We start from the raw sequence: 17,040 nt of genomic DNA, 5'->3' as shown, positions 1-17,040 counted from the left end.
GCTATTCCTCTCCTACAGGGGAGGGAGGCCTTGATGGACCCGACTGAGCGCGATGCCTGCCAAATTCTGCGTCCGCTTGATATGGCGCAGCCGGAAGCGGGGCGGGCGGGGGAGGGCCGACCACTCGGCGAAATGCGCGATATGCGCGGGGGGCACCCGTATCTTTCCGGTCGCTTGCGCCACCACCGCCGCCGCATCGCCCAGCAACAGCGCATCGGTCAGCCCCGCCTCATGCGCCGCCTGGGTCGCGGCGATCAGGGCCAGCCATTCGGCGGTCATGCTGGTGCCGGGCCCCAGGTCTCGGACGATGCGAGCCTGTCCGCCCATCACCACGGCATATTCCATGCCGCCGGGGCGAAGCCCGCCGTCGAAGAAAATCTTCAAGGCGTACCGATGCTGCGCGCGACCGCCTCGGCCGTCTTGATGCCGTCGACCGCCGCCGACAGGATGCCGCCCGCATAGCCAGCGCCTTCGCCCGCCGGGTAGAGGCCATAGGTGTTCAGGCTATGCCCATCCTCGCCACGCGTGAAGCGGACCGGCGAGGAGGTGCGCGTCTCGACGCCGGTCATCACCACGTCCGGGTGGTCGTAACCGGCGATCTGGCGGCCGAAGACCGGGATCGCTTCGCGCATCGCCTCGACCACGAAGTCGGGCAGGCATTCGGACAGGTCGGTGGGCGTCACGCCGGGGCGATAGGAGGGGGTGACCGAACCCAGGCTGGTCGAGGGCCGCTTGGCGAGGAAGTCGCCGACCCGCTGCGCCGGGGCCTTGTAGTTGGAGCCGCCCGCGACATAGGCGCGCTCCTCCCAATGGCGTTGCAGCGCCAGCCCCGCCAGCGGATCGCCGGGGAAGTCGCGTTCGGGATCGATCGCGACGACGAAGCCCGAATTGGCATTGCGCTCGTTACGCGAATATTGGCTCATGCCGTTGGTCGCGACGCGGCCCTCTTCGGACGTGGCGGCGACCACCGTGCCGCCCGGACACATGCAGAAGCTGTAGACCGTCCGCCCGTTCTGGCAGTGGTGCGAGATGTGATATTCGGCCGCACCCAGGATCGGATGCCCCGCCTGATGCCCGAAGCGCGCGCGGTCGATCCACCCTTGCGGATGTTCGATGCGCACCCCGATCGAAAAGGGCTTGGCCTCCACATAGACGCCCGCCGACTGGAGCATCGCAAAGCTGTCGCGTGCGCTGTGGCCGATGGCGAGGACGACGTGATCGGCCTCCAGATAGCCGCCGCCGTTCAGGTGCAGCCCGCGCACCCGGCGCGTGCCCGACCCGTCGGTCTCGACGTCCAGTCCGTCGACCCGGGTGGAGAAACGATATTCGCCACCCAGTTCCTCGATGGTCGCGCGCATGCTCTCGACCATCGTGACTAGGCGGAAGGTGCCGATATGCGGATGCGCCTCGGTCAGGATTTCGGGCGGCGCGCCCGCCTTGACGAACTCGGTCAGCACCTTGCGGTTCAGGTGGCGCGGGTCCTTGATCCGGCTGTAGAGCTTGCCGTCCGAAAAGGTGCCTGCGCCGCCCTCACCATATTGCACGTTGGATTCGGGATTGAGCACGCTGCGCCGCCACAGGCCCCAGGTGTCCTGAGTCCGCTCGCGCACCACCTTGCCGCGCTCCAGGATGATCGGCCGGTATCCCGCCTGCGCCAGCACCAGCGCGGCGAACAGGCCGCAGGGGCCCGCGCCGATCACGACCGGGCGCTTGGTGCCCGGCGGCGGCGCGCTGGGCAGGTGATAGCGGGTGTCGGGCGTGCGCTGGACATCGCGGTCGCGGCGGAACCGCTCCAGCACGGCTGCCTCGTTCTTCAGGTTCACATCGACCGAATAGACGAGCTGGATATTGTTCTTGTCGCGCGCATCATGCCCGCGCCGGGCGATCACGAAGCGGACCAGCTCGCGCGGCGTCACGCGCAACCGGCGACAGATGGCGGCGGGCAGGGCCTCGTCCGCATGGTGGAGAGGCAGTTTCAATTCACTGAGGCGGATCATCCCGCGCGCCATACAAAATTGCACGGGCTCCCGCCATCGCGCTGTGTGGCGGCAGATCAGTCGCCGGGTGGCATCTCGAACAGCTTCTGGATGATGCCGTCGCTTTCGCGATAGGTTCGGAAACCCATGGCTTCGTAATAGCGTAGCCCCATCGGATTGTCCGCCCCGATCGCAGCGTCGATACAGGCCAACCCTGCCTCGCTTGCAGCTTTTCGACTGCTGGCGAAAAGGGCTGTGCCAACGCCGCGTCGATGGGCGCGTGGACTGATATGGGTGCCGATGATGCCCCAGCCTTCCGGCACGTCATAGCGGTTGTTCGCCGCCGCGCGCTTCAGCGACTGGAACCCCATGACCCGGTTGTCCTCATCGACCGCGACGCTACACAAAATGCCATGGCGTGCCTCGATGTAATGGGAAAGCGTGAAAACGGGGTCATGCGGCCGGGTCCGGCCGGTGAGCGCAATGATCTCGATCAGGACGTCGCTCATAGCCTGGGCGTCGTCTCCCGTGGCGCGTCGGATCAGCATCGTGATATCCTGTGCATGATGATCGAGACGACCATCCTATCACGCGGCGATCCCGACACCAGCCGGCGAATCTACCGCCCGCCGACGGCGCGGCTCAGCGGGGTTTCGGGGAAGGTGGGTTCCGCCAGGATTTCGGCCTGGAGTGCGGGCCAGCGTTCGCCGAACCAGTAATCGCCGCGTTCGGCGCGCTGGATCGGGTCGTGTGCGGTCGCGACATCCTCGATCGCGACCGGCCCGTGGCTGGGAATGTCGAAGAAGACGCGCACGACCGGCATGGTCGGACATTCCCCTTCGCGAACCACGATGCCCAGCCGATTGGACCGCAGCCGGACCAGCGCGGCAAAGGGCTGGATGCCCAGATTGGCGATGAAGGCGCGCAGGGTCTCGGCATCGAAATGGCCGTCCCATTCCAGCATCTGCGCCAGCGCCTCGTGCGGTGACCAGGCGCGCTTGTACGGGCGGATCGAGGTCACGGCGTCATAGACGTCGCAGACGGACGAGATACGGACGAACTGGCTGATCTCGTCGCCGCGCAAGCCGTCGGGATAACCGGCGCCATCCATCCGCTCGTGATGATGGCGGCACACGTCCAAGATGCGCGGGTCGAGGTCGTTCATGTCGCCCAGGATCCGATGGCCCAGACCCGGGTGGCGGCGGATCTCCACCATTTCCTCGGCGGTCAGGCGACCGGGCTTGTCGAGGACATCGGCGTCGATCTGCATCTTGCCGATGTCGTGCAGCAGTCCGGCCATACCGGCGACGTGCACATCCTCTTCGCTGAGGCCCAGATGACGCGCGAGATTCATCATCAACGTGCCGACTGCGACCGAGTGGATATAGATATACTGGTCCCGGTCCTTCAGCCGCGTGACCGCGATCATCGCGGCGGCGGACTTGGCGGTCGTCTCGGCAATGTCCTCGACGATCGGGACCAGGTCGCGGGTGCGGATGGTGCGCCCGAGCCGGGCCTCGCCGAACAGCTGGGCCACGGCGGCGGCGGCGCGCGCGGATACGGCGCTGGCCCGCTCCACCTCGGTCGCGGGCTTGGCGCGACGCGGACGCAGGGCCGTGACGATCGGCTTGGTGATCGACTCGACGACGGGCGCGAGGACAGGCTCTGGCGTATCGGTGGCAGCGATCATCATGGGGCCGCGCCCCTTGGTCAGGTCGATGGTGACGGACGGCACCGATGCGCGAATCTTCTCCAGATCGTCCGGCTCGGTCAGGAGGAAGGACTTTCGCCAAAATGGATTGTGGATCCACGAGCAGTGCAACGCATGGACGTACATGCCGAGCGCGACCTGTCGGCTCTCGATCTGGAGGTATCGATTCGTGGTCGGCTGCTCTTTCATCCCGAAAATCTTACCGTTGTGTCGTAAAATTTTCGTTTCGGGAGAAGCGAAATCCGGATGCGGAAGGCGCCATGGAGCGACCCAGCCGATTGTCCATTTTCGGCAGTTCCGTCGGGTCTGCCCGACCGGGAGCGGATCGGTATGCTCAGCGGGCCGACTATAACATCAGCATGATAATCATTAGCAATCGCATTGACAGTGCGAATGTTTCGCAATAGCCGGTGCCCTCGAAGGGGAAACATTCATGTCGCATTCGTTCATCGCATTGTCGTGCGTGGGCTTTCTGGCCACCGCGCCGCATGTCGCCGCCGCAGAGACCGGCCCCCGCGCCGACAGCGCGCCGCCGCCCGCCGCTGTGGCCAAGCCCCAGGATTCGACCGGCGCGCGCGACGTGATCGTCACTGGCCAGCGCGGCACCGGCGCCGCAGTTCTGGAGAGCCCGAAGGCCACCGCCGCGCTGCTCGACACGCCGCAGACGATCACCGTGGTCAGCGAGCAGACCATCCGGAAGCAGAATCTCCAGACGCTTCGCGACGTGCTCCAGACGCTGCCGGGGATCACCTTCGGCGCGGGCGAGGGCGGGGGCGGTTACGGCGACTCTATCAACCTGCGCGGCTATTCGGCCAGCAACGACATCACCATCGACGGCGTCCGCGACAGCGCCCAGTATAGCCGCACCGATCCGTTCAACCTGCAACAGGTCGAGGTCTATAACGGCGCAAACAGCGTCTTCAACGGATCGGGTTCGGTCGGCGGCACGATCAACCTGGTTTCCAAGGTGCCGACGCCCGAGACGCTGACGATCATGCAGGGCTCGGTCGGCACCGACAATTATTATCGCGGCGCGATCGACAGCAATGTCCGCGTGTCGGACCTGGTCGCGGTGCGCCTGAACGGCGCATACCACCATAACGACGTGCCCGGCCGCGATGTCGAGAAGATGCAGCGCTGGGGCATCGCGCCCTCGGTCACGATCGGCATCGGCGGGCCGACCAGCCTGACTCTGGCCTATGTCCATCAGGAGGATCGCAACACGCCGGTTTACGGCATCCCCTGGTTCGACAATGGCCTGGTCGATGGCTTCGTGCCGGGGGCCAAGCGCTCCAGCTATTTCGGGATCGCCAATCTCGACCGGCAGGACAGCATTGTCGACCGCTTCACCGCGACCTTCCGCCACCAGATCGACGAGCATTGGAGCGTGCGCAACCTGACCCGCTGGCAGCAGGTGACGCAGGATAGCGTCACCTCCGCGCCGCAGGGGACCTTCTGTCTCGCCGCGACCAACCGCCAGCCGGTGACGGCGACGCCGGGCGCCACGATCGGTGCGGCATGCCCGGCCAATGTTCCGGCGGGCTTCTACCAGCCTTCGGGCCCGCGCGGACTGGTGCGCGATCAGCAGAACCAGATGCTGACCAACCAGATCGACCTGCGCCATGAGGCAGGCGCGAAGGGCGGCCTCCACAATGTCCTGAACATCGGCATGTCGGGCATGATCGAGAATTACCGGATCACCCAAGGCTCGCTGCTGCGCAATGCCGATGGCAGCGTGGTGGTACAGCCCGCGATCGAGATCGCCAACCCGAACACCAACTATACCGGCCCGATCAACTTCGTGGCCACCGCCCAGTCGCGCAGCGAGACGCGCAACCTGGCCGTCTATGCCTTCGACACGCTGGCGCTGAACCGCTTCTTCGAGCTGAACGGCGGCGTGCGTTGGGAATATCAGGAAGCGAATTTCCGTGCCCTGCCGCTGGCGGCGGCCAATGCGGGTCAGCTCGCCTATCAGCCGCAGGTCAGCCGGGAGAAGCTGTTCTCCTGGCGGGCGGGCGCGGTGTTCCACCCGGTCGAGAATGTCAGCGTCTATGCGGGCTATGGCAATGCCAAGACGCCGTCCTCGACGACCGTCCGGCTGGGCTGCGGCGTGCCGTCGACCGCGACCGCCGCCAACCCCTGCGCCGTGGCACCGGAAACCGCGAAGAACTATGAGGCGGGGGTGAAGGCCGGGCTGTTCGGCCGTCGCCTGGAGCTGACCGCCGCCGTCTTCCGCAACGAGCGGACCAATTACCGCGTGCCCTCCAACGATCCGGCGCTGCCGGTGGGCCTGCAGGTGCTGGACGGGCGCAGCCGGGTGGACGGCATCGCGCTGGGTGCGTCGGGATCGATCACCCCGGCCTGGACGATCTTCGCCAACTATACCTATCTCGACGGCAAGGTGCTGCAGAGCATCTCGAACCGCGACAAGGCGGCGGGCGTGCTCGATCCGCAGGCAGGCGCCGAGCTGGTCCAGACGCCCGAGCATTCGGGCAGCCTGTTCACCACCTACAAGCTGCCTTTCGGCCTGGAGGTCGGTTACGGCCTGACCTATCAGGGATCGTTCGCAACCAACTTCCCCGTCGCGGGGAATCGGGTGCAGTTCCATGTGGACGATTATCTGATCCACCGCGCCTTCCTGGCCTATACCATCGCCCAGCGCTGGACGATGCAGCTCAACGTCCAGAACTTCACCGACGAGAAATACGTCACGGGCGTGCGCAACAATATCAACGGCACGACGGGCAACATCACCGGCGGCTGGGCGATCCCCGGCGACCGGCGTCAGGCGACGCTGAGCCTGTTCTACAATTTCTGATCGGGCTAGCCTTCGTCCATGCTGATCGTCCTTCCCGATATCCTCGATCCCGCCGGGGTCGCCCAGGTCCGCCGCGTCATCGATGCGGGAGCCTGGGCGGACGGCAACGCCACCTCCGGCCCGCAGGCGGCGCTCGCCAAGCGCAACGAGCAGTTGCCGGAGGATTCGGGGGCGGCGGTCGAGGCGGGGCGGATGGTTCTCGATGCGATGGGGCGGTCGCCGCTGTTCGTGGCGGCGGCCCTGCCGCTCAAGGTCTATCCGCCGCTGTTCAACCGTTATGCGGGCGGACAGGCGTTCGACGTGCATGTCGACAATGCCGTGCGGCTGAAGCGGGGCAGCGATTTCCGGATGCGCTCCGACCTGTCGCTGACCCTCTTCCTCGAGGACCCGGACGCCTATGACGGCGGCGAGCTGGTGGTCGAGGATCTGTATGGCGAACAGCGGGTGAAGCTGTCCGCCGGAAGCGCGGTCCTCTACCCCGCCTCCAGCCTCCACCGGGTCGAGCCCGTCACGAAGGGCACGCGCGTGGCGTCCTTCCTGTGGATTCAGTCGATGGTCCGCGACGATGGCGAACGGCGCATCCTGTTCGACCTGGACCGCGCGGTGCAGCGGGTCGGCGCAGACAAGGGGCAGGGGGATCGTTCGGTCGTCGAGCTGACCGGCGTCTACCACAATCTGCTGCGCCGCTGGGCCGACGCATGACCGCCGCGACCCTTCCCAAGCCCAAGAAGCGCAAATGGCGCAGCTGGTGGTTGAAGCAGTTCCATACCTGGCACTGGATCAGCGCGGCGGTGTCGCTGGTCGGCATGATGTTGTTCGCGATCACCGGGCTGACGCTGAATCACGCTGCCAGCATCTCGGCCAGCCCGAAGACGGTGCAGAAGAGCGGGCTGCTCGCCCCCGGCCTGCGCCCGTTGCTGGCCAACCCGAAAACGAATGATGCCCCTCTGCCGCCCCGCGTCGCGGAAGCGGTCGAGCGTGCGGTCGATCTCGACCCCGCCGGACGGCCGGGGGAATGGTCGGACGGTGAGGTCTATGTCGCCATGCCCCGCCCCGGCGGCGATGCCTGGGTCAGCATCGACCGGGCAAGCGGCGCCATCACCTCGGAGCGGACCGATCGCGGTTGGATCTCCTACCTCAACGACCTGCACAAGGGGCGCAATGCCGGGACCGCCTGGTTCTGGTTTATCGACGTCTTCGCGGTCGCGTGCATCGTCTTCACCCTGACCGGGCTGCTGCTGCTCCAGATGCACGCGCGGCACCGGCCCTCGACCTGGCCGCTGGTGGCGGCGGGGTTCCTGATCCCGGCGGCGATCGCCGTCTTTGTCCTGCACTGATGGAGAATATCACGATGCGATCGACCGCTATTCTGGCGCTGGGCGCGGTGGCACTGCCGGGGGCGGCGAGCGCCGCGACGGTGAACGTCACCATTCCGCGCCTCAACGTCGCCGAATATCACAAGCCCTATGTCGCGATCTGGCTAGAGCCCGCCAACGGCGGCCCGGCGCGCACGCTTGCCATCTGGTACGACGTCAAGAAGACCGGCGGCGAGCCGGGCACCAAATGGCTGTCCGACCTGCGCGCTTGGTGGCGGAAAGGTGGACGCAGCATGGCAATGCCCGCCAGCGGCATCAGCGGCGCGACCCGTGCGCCCGGCACCCATGCCATTCCGCTGCCCGCCGATCTGAAGCCCGGCCAGTATGTCCTGAACGTCGAGGCCGCACGCGAAACCGGCGGGCGCGAACTGGTGCAGGTGCCGCTGACCGTACCCAATCCGAACGCGCGGGCGAGCGGCAGCCATGAACTGGGTGCCGTGACCGTTTCGGCACGCTGACACAGGGGAGGATCACCATGAAGAACCATCATATCAAGCTGCTCGCCGCCGCCGCGCTGCTGGCGATCCCCGGCCTCGCCTCGGCGCATCGTATGTGGCTGCTGCCCTCGGGGACGATCTTTTCGGGGACAGATAGCTGGGTGACGGTCGACAGTGCCGTCTCCAACGACCTGTTCTATGCCGACCACCAGCCCGGCCGGACCGAATGGGTGAAGGTATGGCAGCCCGATGGCACGCCCGGGCGGATCCAGAACGGCTCGACGGGACGCTATCGCTCGGTCTTCGACGTGCAACTCGACAAGCCCGGCACCTGGAAGATCGGCAGCGCCATGTCGGGCATCATGGGCAGCTTCAAGGTCGACGGCGTCGAGAAGCGAGTCGGCGGTCGCGGGGGGCCGCCGGGACCTAACGGCGTGCGCCAGCCGCCGCTGACCGTCGCCGACATCCCCGCCAATGCGACCGATGTGACGCTGACCGAGACGAGCGCGCGCAACGAGATTTTCGTGACCGCAGGCGAGCCGACCCGCACCGTTCTGAAACCCGAGGGCAAGGGGCTGGAGTTCGATCCCGTCACCCATCCGGACGAACTGGTCGCGGGCGAGACGGCGAAGTTCCGCTTCCTGGTCGATGGCAAGCCCGCGCCGAACCTGAAGGTCACGATCGTCCCCGGGGGCAAGCGCTACCGCGACGCCGAAGGGGCCAAGGAGGTGACCACCGACGCGCAAGGCGTGCTGTCCTACGCCTGGCCGGCAGCGGGCATGTACTGGTTGAACGCGACGCTGACCGACGACAAGCCCACGGCCCCGCGCGCGACGCAACGGCGGATGAGCTACACCACCACCCTCGAAGTCATGACGCCGTAACCATGCGCATCGTCCTGCCGCCCCGGATCGACCCGAACGCCGTGGCGAACGGCGATCCGGCGGCCATCGTCACGCTGGGCGGCGAGACGATGGGGACGATGTGGCGGGTGCTCTATGCCACTTGCGACGTGCCCGGCGCGCAAGGCGTCGGCGCGACCGTCCAGGCACGGCTCGATGATCTGGTCGCGCAGATGAGTCACTGGGCACCGGATTCCGTGCTTTCGCGATTCAACCGTTCGGCACCGGATAGCTGGTGCAGGCTGCCACCCGATTTCGCGGCGGTCATCGACACGGGGTTGCGCGTCGCGGCGCTGAGCGGCGGTGCCTTCGATCCGGCGATCGGCCATCTGGTCGATCTCTGGGGCCATGGGCCGAAGGGCCCGCAACCCGAGCCCGATGCGGCGGCGATCAAGCAGGCCCGGTCCAGCAGCGGCTGGCGGCATCTGCGCTGGAATGCCGAAGGGGCGACGCTGTGGCAGCCGGGCGGCGTCGCGCTCGACCTGTCGGGCATCGCCAAGGGCTATGCCGCCGATGCGGTCGCCGACATGCTGGCGGGGCTGGGCTTTCGGCATTGTCTGGTCGAGGTGGGCGGCGAACTGGTCGGGCGCGGCATGCGGCCCGATGGCGATCCCTGGTGGGTCGACCTCGAAACCCCGCCGGGCGTCGATCTGCCGCCGATGCGCGTGGCGCTGCACCAGATGGCGGTGGCGGGCAGCGGGACCTATCGCAAGGGCGAACATGGCCTGGACCCCCGCACCGGCCGTCCGCCGACCAACGGCGTGATCGCGGTCCATGTCATCGCCGAGACCGCGATGCTCGCCGATGCGCTGGCGACCGCCGTCGCGGTGTTGTTCCCCGACCTGTCGGCGCTGGCCCCGATGCAGGTCGCGGCACGCATCCTGGTTCGTCGGGGTGACGGGGTGGAAGAGGTTCTGACCGAGCCTCTTCAGGCGCTGATCGCCTAATTTTCCTCCCCTGCAAGGGGAGGAACAGGATCAGTTCAGAACCGCCCCCTGAGCGTCACGCGAACGTTGCGCGGCGCGCCCGGCATCGTCCACACATCGGCATAGCTGCTGGCGATGTAATAGGTGTCGAACAGGTTCTCGAGGTCGAGCCGCACATCGAAGCGCGGGTTCACCGCCCAGCTCGCATCCAGCCGCGCGATGGTATAGGCGGGCAGGCGATAGCCGCTGGCGAACGGATCGCCGTTGCGCGCACCCACATGCGTCACGCCGCCGCCCAGCGTCACCGTGCCCAGCCGCTGATGCAGGTCGAGCGCCGCCAGATGCTTGGGCACGTTGGACAGCATCGTGCCGATCAGCGCGGCATTCTTGTCGTTGCGCACGGTCGCATCGGTATAGGTATAGGTGGCGGTGCCGGTCAGCCCGCCGGTCAGGTGCAGGTCGGCGACCGTCTCGACGCCCCGCGACCGCTGGCGGCCGATCTGCGTTTTGACGAAGACGTCGATGGCATTGGGGTTCAGCACGTTGCGCTTGGTCATGGTGAACAGCGCGGTCTGGCCGGTCAGCGCGCCGCCGAAGAGGCTGTACTTGGCGCCGACCTCGGTCGAGCTGCTGCGCTCGGCATCGAAGCTGCTGACCCCGTCCGAGGGGTTGAGGCGCAGCGACTGGCCCCAGCTGGTGAACAGCGAAAATTGCGGACTCGCCGCCCAGGTCAGCGCGGCGCGCGGCGTGATGCCGCGATCGACGGTGTCGAGGACCAGATTGCCGCGCACATAATTGGTCATCGTCTCGCGGAAATTGTTCCAGCGCGCGCCGACCAGCGCGGTGAAGTCGCCGAAGCGGATCAGGTCCTGCGCATAGATGCTTTCGCTGCGGAAGGCGTGGTGACGGTCCTGAAACGCCGTGGGTACCGGCAGCGGCTGGCCATAGACAGGGTTGAAGGCGTCGATGGTCAGGATCGGCGCGCCCGGCCGGCCGCGCGCCTGGTCCATGCGGAAGTCCAGGCCGTGGCGCACCCGGTCCACCCCGACGCGGATGTCGTGCGACAGGCCCAGCCAGTCGACTTTGGCGGTCAGCTCCGCCCGCGCCGTCAGGTCCTGCCAGCGAAAGTCGTGGAAGCGCCGCGACCGGCCGATCGTCCGGCCATCGGCCTGCACCCCCCGCGCGCCGAAATCGATCTGGGTCGCATAGCCGGTCAGGAAGCCGTCGCGGCTCGACAGCCCGGCTTCCAGCGAGATGCGGTCGCTCAGCGCGGCGAAGACGCTGCCCTGCTGCCACAGCATACGCTGGGTCATGCGGCCATCGGCGGGCTCGCCCAGGAAGGTGTCCCGGTCCATCGCACGCGCATTGCCCCTGATCGCCGCCACGCCGCGGTCGATCGGCGCGCGGTTGCGCATGAACTCGCCCTGATAGAGGAAGCGCAGATCCTGGCTCGGCGTGAACGACAAGGACGGCGCGATCAGCAGGCGGTCGGTGTGGACGGTATCACGAAAGCTGTCGCCTTCCTCCGCCACGCCGATCAGTCGCGCCGACAGGGTGCTCGTCACCGGGCCGCTGATATCGCCGGTCGCCCGCACCCGGTTCCAGCTGCCATAGCTGAGCGAGGCCTCGCCCTGGCGGGTGGGCGTAGGCGCCTTGGTAACGATGTTCAGCGACCCGCCCGGCTCGCCCAGGCCCGACAGCGCGGCGGCGGCGCCCTTCAGGAATTCGAAGCGTTCGACCGTGGCGACATCGACCGGCGCGTTGAAGCCCAGATTGCTGCTGAAGCGGTTGATGAGGATATCGGGGCCGCTATTCTCGTTGCCGGCAAAGCCGCGAATGGCATATTTGTCCCACAGCCCGCCAAAGTCGTTCTGCCGCGATACGCCGCCCGCCAGGTCGATCGTATCGTCCAGTCGCGTCGCGCCGGTCCGGTCGATGATCGCACGGTCGATGACGCGCAGGGACTGGGGATAGCGGTTGGGCGCGGTGTCGGTGCCGGTGATGCTGGCATTGGCGTCACGCAAGGCCGTGACGACGATATCCTTCTGATCGTCGCTGCCGCCATCGACCGGGGCGGCCAGCGTCTGCGCCACCGCACCCTGGCTGATCGCCACTCCGGCCAGCAGAATCGCGCGCCAGATTACCTTCGACATATACGGCCCCCCAATCGATTTCGGCGCGGCCAATATCGATAATGCTAATAACTCTCAATCAGAAATTGGACCTGTTTTGGTTTTGGCGGCGTGATGACGAAGCGTGTCACGCGCATGCCATGTGATGCAGCCATGACCCGCGGGCGGCGTTGCGCCATGGTGTAAGTCTATGAGGGGTAATGGGAATGACGGTGGTGCGGCGGACGATTTGGGGTGTGGCGATGGCGGCGGCGGGGCTGTTCGCGGCGACGGGGGCGATGGCCGAACCGATCCCCGAACCGATCCCCGAACCGATCAGGGTCATGACCTTTAACATACGCTATGCCTCGGACGAGGGTGCGACGCGCTGGGCAGTGCGGCGGCCGGTGATGGTCGAACTGATCCGCCGCGCCGCGCCCGATGTGATCGGCACGCAGGAACTGCTCCAGCGGCAGGGCGACGACCTGACCCATGCGCTGCCCGGCTATCGCTGGTTCGGGCGCGACCGGCGGGGCGGGCATGACAATGAGCATATGGGCATCCTCTATCGCCCAGACCGGCTGACCCTGGTCGAGCATGGCGATTTCTGGCTGTCCGAAACGCCGGACGTCGTCGGCAGCCAGAGCTGGGGCACCGACCTGCCGCGCATGGCGAACTGGGCGGTGTTCGAGACCAAGGGGGAGAAGCCGCATCGCTTCCTGTTCCTCGACACGCATCTGGCCCACCGCGACGAGGATGCCGAAGCGCGCGACAAGGCGGCGGCGCTGATCCTGGCGCGGTTGCCCGCGCTGGCAAAGGACCTGCCGGTGGTGGTGGCGGGCGACATGAACGCTCGGCCGGATACGGCCGCCTATCGCCGTTTTGCGGCGACGCTGACCGACGCCTGGCCCGCCGCCGCGCGGCGCGAGGGGCCGGAGATGACCTTTCACGACTTCACCGGCACGCCCGACCGGCGCATCGACTATCTGTTCGTGAGCGGCTTCCGCACGCAGGCGATCGCGACCGATAGCTATCACCGGGGCAAGACCTATCCCTCGGATCATTTCCCGGTCGCAGCGACGCTGACGTTCGAGGATGAGACGCGCTGACCAAATCCGTTCCTCCCCTTCCAGGGGAGGAATGGTGAACATCGTTTCCCGATAGCGTTATCATTTGCCCGCTCCTATGATCGCGATACGAGCCTTGGCGGCACGGAATGGTGGTTTCGCCGGGCATAGGAGAGGGATGACATGCGGATGGGGCATTCATGGTCCGGCGCCGGGCGGCGTGTGGGTTTGGCGTTGCTGCTGGGCACGGCGGCGGCCTGGCCCGTCATGGCGGAGGCGCGACCGCGCATCCTGACCCCGATGAGCGCCCATGCCGTCCTCCAGCGCGACCGCCCGATCGTCGTCGAGGGCGCGGCCGATGCGGGCGAGGGCGTCACCGTGACGCTGGGTGGTGCCAGCGCCACCGCGACCGCCGATGCCAAGGGCCGTTGGCGCGCGACCCTGCCCGCCATGGCGGCGACCGCCACCCCGCTGACGCTGACCGCGACGGGCAAGGACGGCGCTGTCGACACGATGGACGACCTGCTGGTCGGCGATGTCTGGCTGTGTTCGGGCCAGTCCAACATGGAATATCCGACCAAGCAGGCGCTGAACGGCGAGGGGCTGGTCAAGGGCGCGGCCAATGACCGTATCCGCCTGCTCGATATCGCGCATCATGTCGGCCTGTCCGCCGACGAACCGCTCGAGAAGCGCCCGGTCTGGGCCGCCGTCTCGCCCGCCAGTGTCGCCGACTTTTCGGCCGCCTGCTATCTGATGGTCAAGGATCTGGCGGCCAAGGCGAATGTGCCGATGGGCGCGATCGATTCGAGCTGGGGTGGGACCAAGATCCTGCCCTGGATCGCCGCGACCGACGCGCGCAAGCTGCCCGGCCTGTCCGCCGATGCCGACCTGCTGGCGCTCTATGCCCGCGACCATGCGGCGGGCTTGCGCGCGTTCGGCGACCGCTGGGGCGAATGGTGGCGCAAGGCGAGCGGGACGAAACGCGGGCAAGAGCCGTGGAATGCCCCCGACCGGCTGAACTGGACCCCGGTGCCCAAATTCGGCCCGTGGGAGGAATGGGGCGTGCCCGAACTCGCCGACTATAACGGGCTGGTGTGGTTCCGGCAGGGTTTCGACTTGGCCCAAGCCCCGACCGGTGACGGCGTGATCGAACTGGCCGGGATCGACGAGCTCGACACCGTCTGGGTCAATGGCGTGGTCGTCGGCGCGACCTTCGGCTGGGGCGACTGGCGGCGCTACACCGTGCCGCGCTCGGCATTGAAGAAGGGCCGCAACGAGATCCTCGTCGGGCTGGGCGACACCTATGGCCCGGGCGGCATGTTCGGCCCCGGTGACAGGATCCAGTTCACGCCTGCGGGCGGCCAGCCGATCCCGCTCGGCACCGGCTGGCGCTATTCGGTCTATAAGGCGAATGACCAGAGTTATCCGCGCAGCCCCTGGGAAAGCCATGCGGGGCTGGGAACGCTATACAATGGCATGATCGCCCCTTTGGGACCGATCGGGTTGAAGGGCGTCGCCTGGTATCAGGGCGAATCCGATGTCGGCCGCGCCGATTATGGCGACCGGCTGGCGGCGTTGATGACCGGCTGGCGACGGCAGTTCCAGAGCCCCGAACTGCCGTTCCTGATCGTCCAGCTCGCCAATTTCGGTGCGCCGCCGGTGAAGATCGAGAACAGCGCCTGGGCGGCCCTGCGCGAGACGCAGCGTCTGGCGGTGCTGCGTGATGCGCATGCGGCGCTCGCGACGACGATCGACATCGGCGTGCGCAACGACATCCACCCGGCGGACAAGAACGAACTCGCCAAGCGGCTGGTCTTTGCCCAAGGCCGCCTGGAGGCGGGCGATCGCGCCAATGCGTCCGGGCCCATGATCGCCTCGGCCACCCGCGCGGGGGGCGAGGTCGTGCTGCGCTTCAACGGGGTGCAGGGCGCACTTCATGCGTGGAGCGCAGGCTCGCCGATCGGGTTCGAGCTGTGCGATGCGAGCGCATGTCGTTATGCGAATGCAAGCGTGAACGGGGCGGAGGTTCGGCTGGCCGATGCGCGGCCAGGCGATGTCCGCGTGCGCTATGCCTGGGCCGATGCGCCGGTGGTCAATTTCTATGACGAAGCGCCGCATCCGGTGGTGCCGTTCGAGGCGGTGATTACGGGGAATTGATCTGAAACACCCTCACCCTTCCCACCCGCTTGCGGCGGGCGGGCCCCTTCCCTCTCCCGGTGGGAGAGGGAGGGGGCGCGAAGTGCCGGAAGGGTGAGGGTGATTGAGGTGGACGAGGAAAAACACCACAACTCGACGCGTTACGCCGGACGAAGCGCCCAAAAGGCGCTTGAAATAAAATGTCATCCGGTTGAAAGATAGCAACGACCCGACATGAATCGGGCGAAGCGTTGAGGAGAGAGCATGGCCGTGCCGCCAGAAGGCATTTCGCGCGCCAACCTGGCCCCGTTGCAGCTGCATGTCCCTGAGCCGAAATTCCGGCCGGGCGATGCGGTCGACTTCGCCAGTGTCGAGGTTCCGCCCGCCGGTGCCCAGCGCCGCCCGGACACCGCCGCGCCCGCCGACAGCTTCCACGAACTCGCCTATACGCTCGTGCGCGTGCTGGATGACGAGGGGCGCGCCGTCGGCCCCTGGGACCCCCGGCTCTCGCCCGATCGCCTCCGCCGCATGCTGCGCCACATGGTGCTGCTCCGCGCCTTTGACGAGCGCATGTTCCGTGCCCAGCGTCAGGGCAAGACCAGCTTCTACATGAAGGCGCTGGGCGAGGAGGCGGTCGCGGTCGCCGCCGCCCATGCGCTGGATTATGAGGATATGTGCTTCCCCTCCTATCGCCAGCAGGGGTTGTTGATCGCGCGCGACTGGCCGCTGGTCGACATGATGAACCAGATCTATTCCAACAGCGCGGATCGGCTGGGCGGCAAGCAGTTGCCCATCATGTATTCGGCGAAGGAAGCCGGGTTCTTCTCGATCTCGGGCAATCTGACGACGCAATATCCGCAGGCGGTGGGCTGGGCGATGGCCTCGGCCGCCAAGGGCGACACCCGCATCGCCGCCGTATGGTGCGGCGAGGGCTCGACGGCGGAGGGCGACTTCCACTCGGCCTGCACCTTCGCCGCCGTCTACCGGGCGCCGGTGGTCATGAACGTCGTCAACAACCAGTGGGCGATCTCCAGCTTTTCGGGTTTCGCGGGGGCGGAGGCGACGACCTTCGCCGCGCGGGCGATCGGCTATGGCATTGCGGGCCTTCGGGTCGACGGCAACGACGCGCTGGCGGTCTATGCCGCCACCCAATGGGCCGCCGAGCGCGCGCGAACCAATCAGGGCGCGACGCTGATCGAGCATTTCACCTATCGGACCGAGGGGCACTCCACCTCGGACGATCCGACCCAGTATCGCTCGGCAGGCGAGCCGACGGCCTGGCCGCTCGGCGATCCGATCCGGCGGTTGAAGGATCACCTGATCGGCATGGGCGAATGGGACGAAGAGCGCCACGCCGCGCAAGACCGCGAAGTCGCCGAGGAGGTCCGCACCGCGCAAAAGGCGGCCGAGGCGAACGGTATCCTCGGCCACGGCCTGCACCAGCCGCTCGACAGTCTGTTCGACGGTGTCTTCGAAGAGATGCCCTGGCACTTACGCGAGCAGCGCCAGCAGATGCTCGACGAGGAAGAAGCGAGCGGACGGCCATGGGCGCGGAAATAATGGCCGCCCCCTGTTCCCCG

14 protein-coding genes are annotated in these 17,040 nt (G+C 67.1%); 9 read left to right on the top strand and 5 right to left on the bottom strand.

What is annotated here, in order from left to right; translation table 11 throughout:
- Window positions 1-12: 12 nt before the first annotated feature.
- From GGQ89_RS09290 to GGQ89_RS09275, 4 genes are all read right to left on the bottom strand, one after another.
- The gene (locus tag GGQ89_RS09290) at window positions 13-384 is read right to left on the bottom strand and encodes a reverse transcriptase-like protein (protein WP_240456392.1); all 372 of its coding nucleotides are present in this window, start codon (window positions 382-384) and stop codon (window positions 13-15) included.
- Window positions 381-1,997 (bottom strand): NAD(P)/FAD-dependent oxidoreductase, encoded by a 1,617-nt coding sequence (locus GGQ89_RS09285; protein WP_184105562.1) that lies wholly within the window; start codon window positions 1,995-1,997, stop codon window positions 381-383. Before GGQ89_RS09285 ends, GGQ89_RS09290 begins: the two co-directional genes overlap by 4 nt.
- 56 nt (window positions 1,998-2,053) lie before the next feature.
- Window positions 2,054-2,524 (bottom strand): GNAT family N-acetyltransferase, encoded by a 471-nt coding sequence (locus tag GGQ89_RS09280; protein ID WP_184105561.1) that lies wholly within the window; start codon window positions 2,522-2,524, stop codon window positions 2,054-2,056.
- A gap of 71 nt (window positions 2,525-2,595) precedes the next feature.
- Complete coding sequence (locus GGQ89_RS09275; RefSeq protein ID WP_184105560.1) at window positions 2,596-3,876, bottom strand: cyclic di-GMP phosphodiesterase; 1,281 nt, start codon at window positions 3,874-3,876, stop codon at window positions 2,596-2,598.
- A 244-nt stretch (window positions 3,877-4,120) separates the two neighbouring features.
- Between GGQ89_RS09275 and GGQ89_RS09270 the strand changes: the two genes are divergently transcribed.
- The 6 genes from GGQ89_RS09270 to GGQ89_RS09245 are packed head-to-tail and all read left to right on the top strand — an operon-like array spanning window position 4,121 to window position 10,167.
- A complete protein-coding gene (locus GGQ89_RS09270) occupies window positions 4,121-6,505 on the top strand; it encodes a TonB-dependent receptor (RefSeq protein WP_184105559.1) in 2,385 nt (794 codons plus the stop codon).
- A gap of 18 nt (window positions 6,506-6,523) precedes the next feature.
- A complete protein-coding gene (locus tag GGQ89_RS09265; protein WP_184105558.1) occupies window positions 6,524-7,207 on the top strand; it encodes a Fe2+-dependent dioxygenase in 684 nt (227 codons plus the stop codon).
- On the top strand, window positions 7,204-7,842 hold the full coding sequence (locus GGQ89_RS09260; protein WP_184105557.1) for a PepSY-associated TM helix domain-containing protein: 639 nt from the start codon (window positions 7,204-7,206) through the stop codon (window positions 7,840-7,842). Before GGQ89_RS09265 ends, GGQ89_RS09260 begins: the two co-directional genes overlap by 4 nt.
- A 14-nt stretch (window positions 7,843-7,856) precedes the next feature.
- The gene (locus tag GGQ89_RS09255) at window positions 7,857-8,339 is read left to right on the top strand and encodes a DUF2271 domain-containing protein (RefSeq protein WP_184105556.1); all 483 of its coding nucleotides are present in this window, start codon (window positions 7,857-7,859) and stop codon (window positions 8,337-8,339) included.
- A 17-nt stretch (window positions 8,340-8,356) separates the two neighbouring features.
- The gene (locus GGQ89_RS09250) at window positions 8,357-9,202 is read left to right on the top strand and encodes a DUF4198 domain-containing protein (RefSeq protein ID WP_184105555.1); all 846 of its coding nucleotides are present in this window, start codon (window positions 8,357-8,359) and stop codon (window positions 9,200-9,202) included.
- 2 nt (window positions 9,203-9,204) lie between these two features.
- Window positions 9,205-10,167, top strand: a complete 963-nt coding sequence (locus GGQ89_RS09245) for an FAD:protein FMN transferase (protein ID WP_240456391.1) — start codon at window positions 9,205-9,207, stop codon at window positions 10,165-10,167.
- Between the two features lie 35 nt (window positions 10,168-10,202).
- On the opposite strand, the gene GGQ89_RS09240 is transcribed toward GGQ89_RS09245, so the two are convergent.
- A complete protein-coding gene (locus GGQ89_RS09240) occupies window positions 10,203-12,299 on the bottom strand; it encodes a TonB-dependent siderophore receptor (RefSeq protein ID WP_184105554.1) in 2,097 nt (698 codons plus the stop codon).
- Between the two features lie 185 nt (window positions 12,300-12,484).
- Between GGQ89_RS09240 and GGQ89_RS09235 the strand changes: the two genes are divergently transcribed.
- The 3 genes from GGQ89_RS09235 (at window position 12,485) to GGQ89_RS09225 (ending at window position 17,020) form a co-directional block, all read left to right on the top strand.
- The gene (locus tag GGQ89_RS09235) at window positions 12,485-13,366 is read left to right on the top strand and encodes an endonuclease/exonuclease/phosphatase family protein (RefSeq protein WP_240456390.1); all 882 of its coding nucleotides are present in this window, start codon (window positions 12,485-12,487) and stop codon (window positions 13,364-13,366) included.
- Between the two features lie 141 nt (window positions 13,367-13,507).
- On the top strand, window positions 13,508-15,481 hold the full coding sequence (locus GGQ89_RS09230; protein ID WP_184105553.1) for a sialate O-acetylesterase: 1,974 nt from the start codon (window positions 13,508-13,510) through the stop codon (window positions 15,479-15,481).
- 243 nt (window positions 15,482-15,724) lie between these two features.
- Window positions 15,725-17,020, top strand: a complete 1,296-nt coding sequence (locus GGQ89_RS09225) for a 3-methyl-2-oxobutanoate dehydrogenase (2-methylpropanoyl-transferring) subunit alpha (RefSeq protein WP_184105552.1) — start codon at window positions 15,725-15,727, stop codon at window positions 17,018-17,020.
- Window positions 17,021-17,040 lie beyond the last annotated feature (20 nt).

The organism is Sphingomonas yabuuchiae, from assembly GCF_014199595.1.
In the GTDB taxonomy this organism is placed as follows: Bacteria; Pseudomonadota; Alphaproteobacteria; order Sphingomonadales; family Sphingomonadaceae; genus Sphingomonas; species Sphingomonas yabuuchiae.
This window is presented reverse-complemented; position numbering and strand designations above follow the sequence as displayed.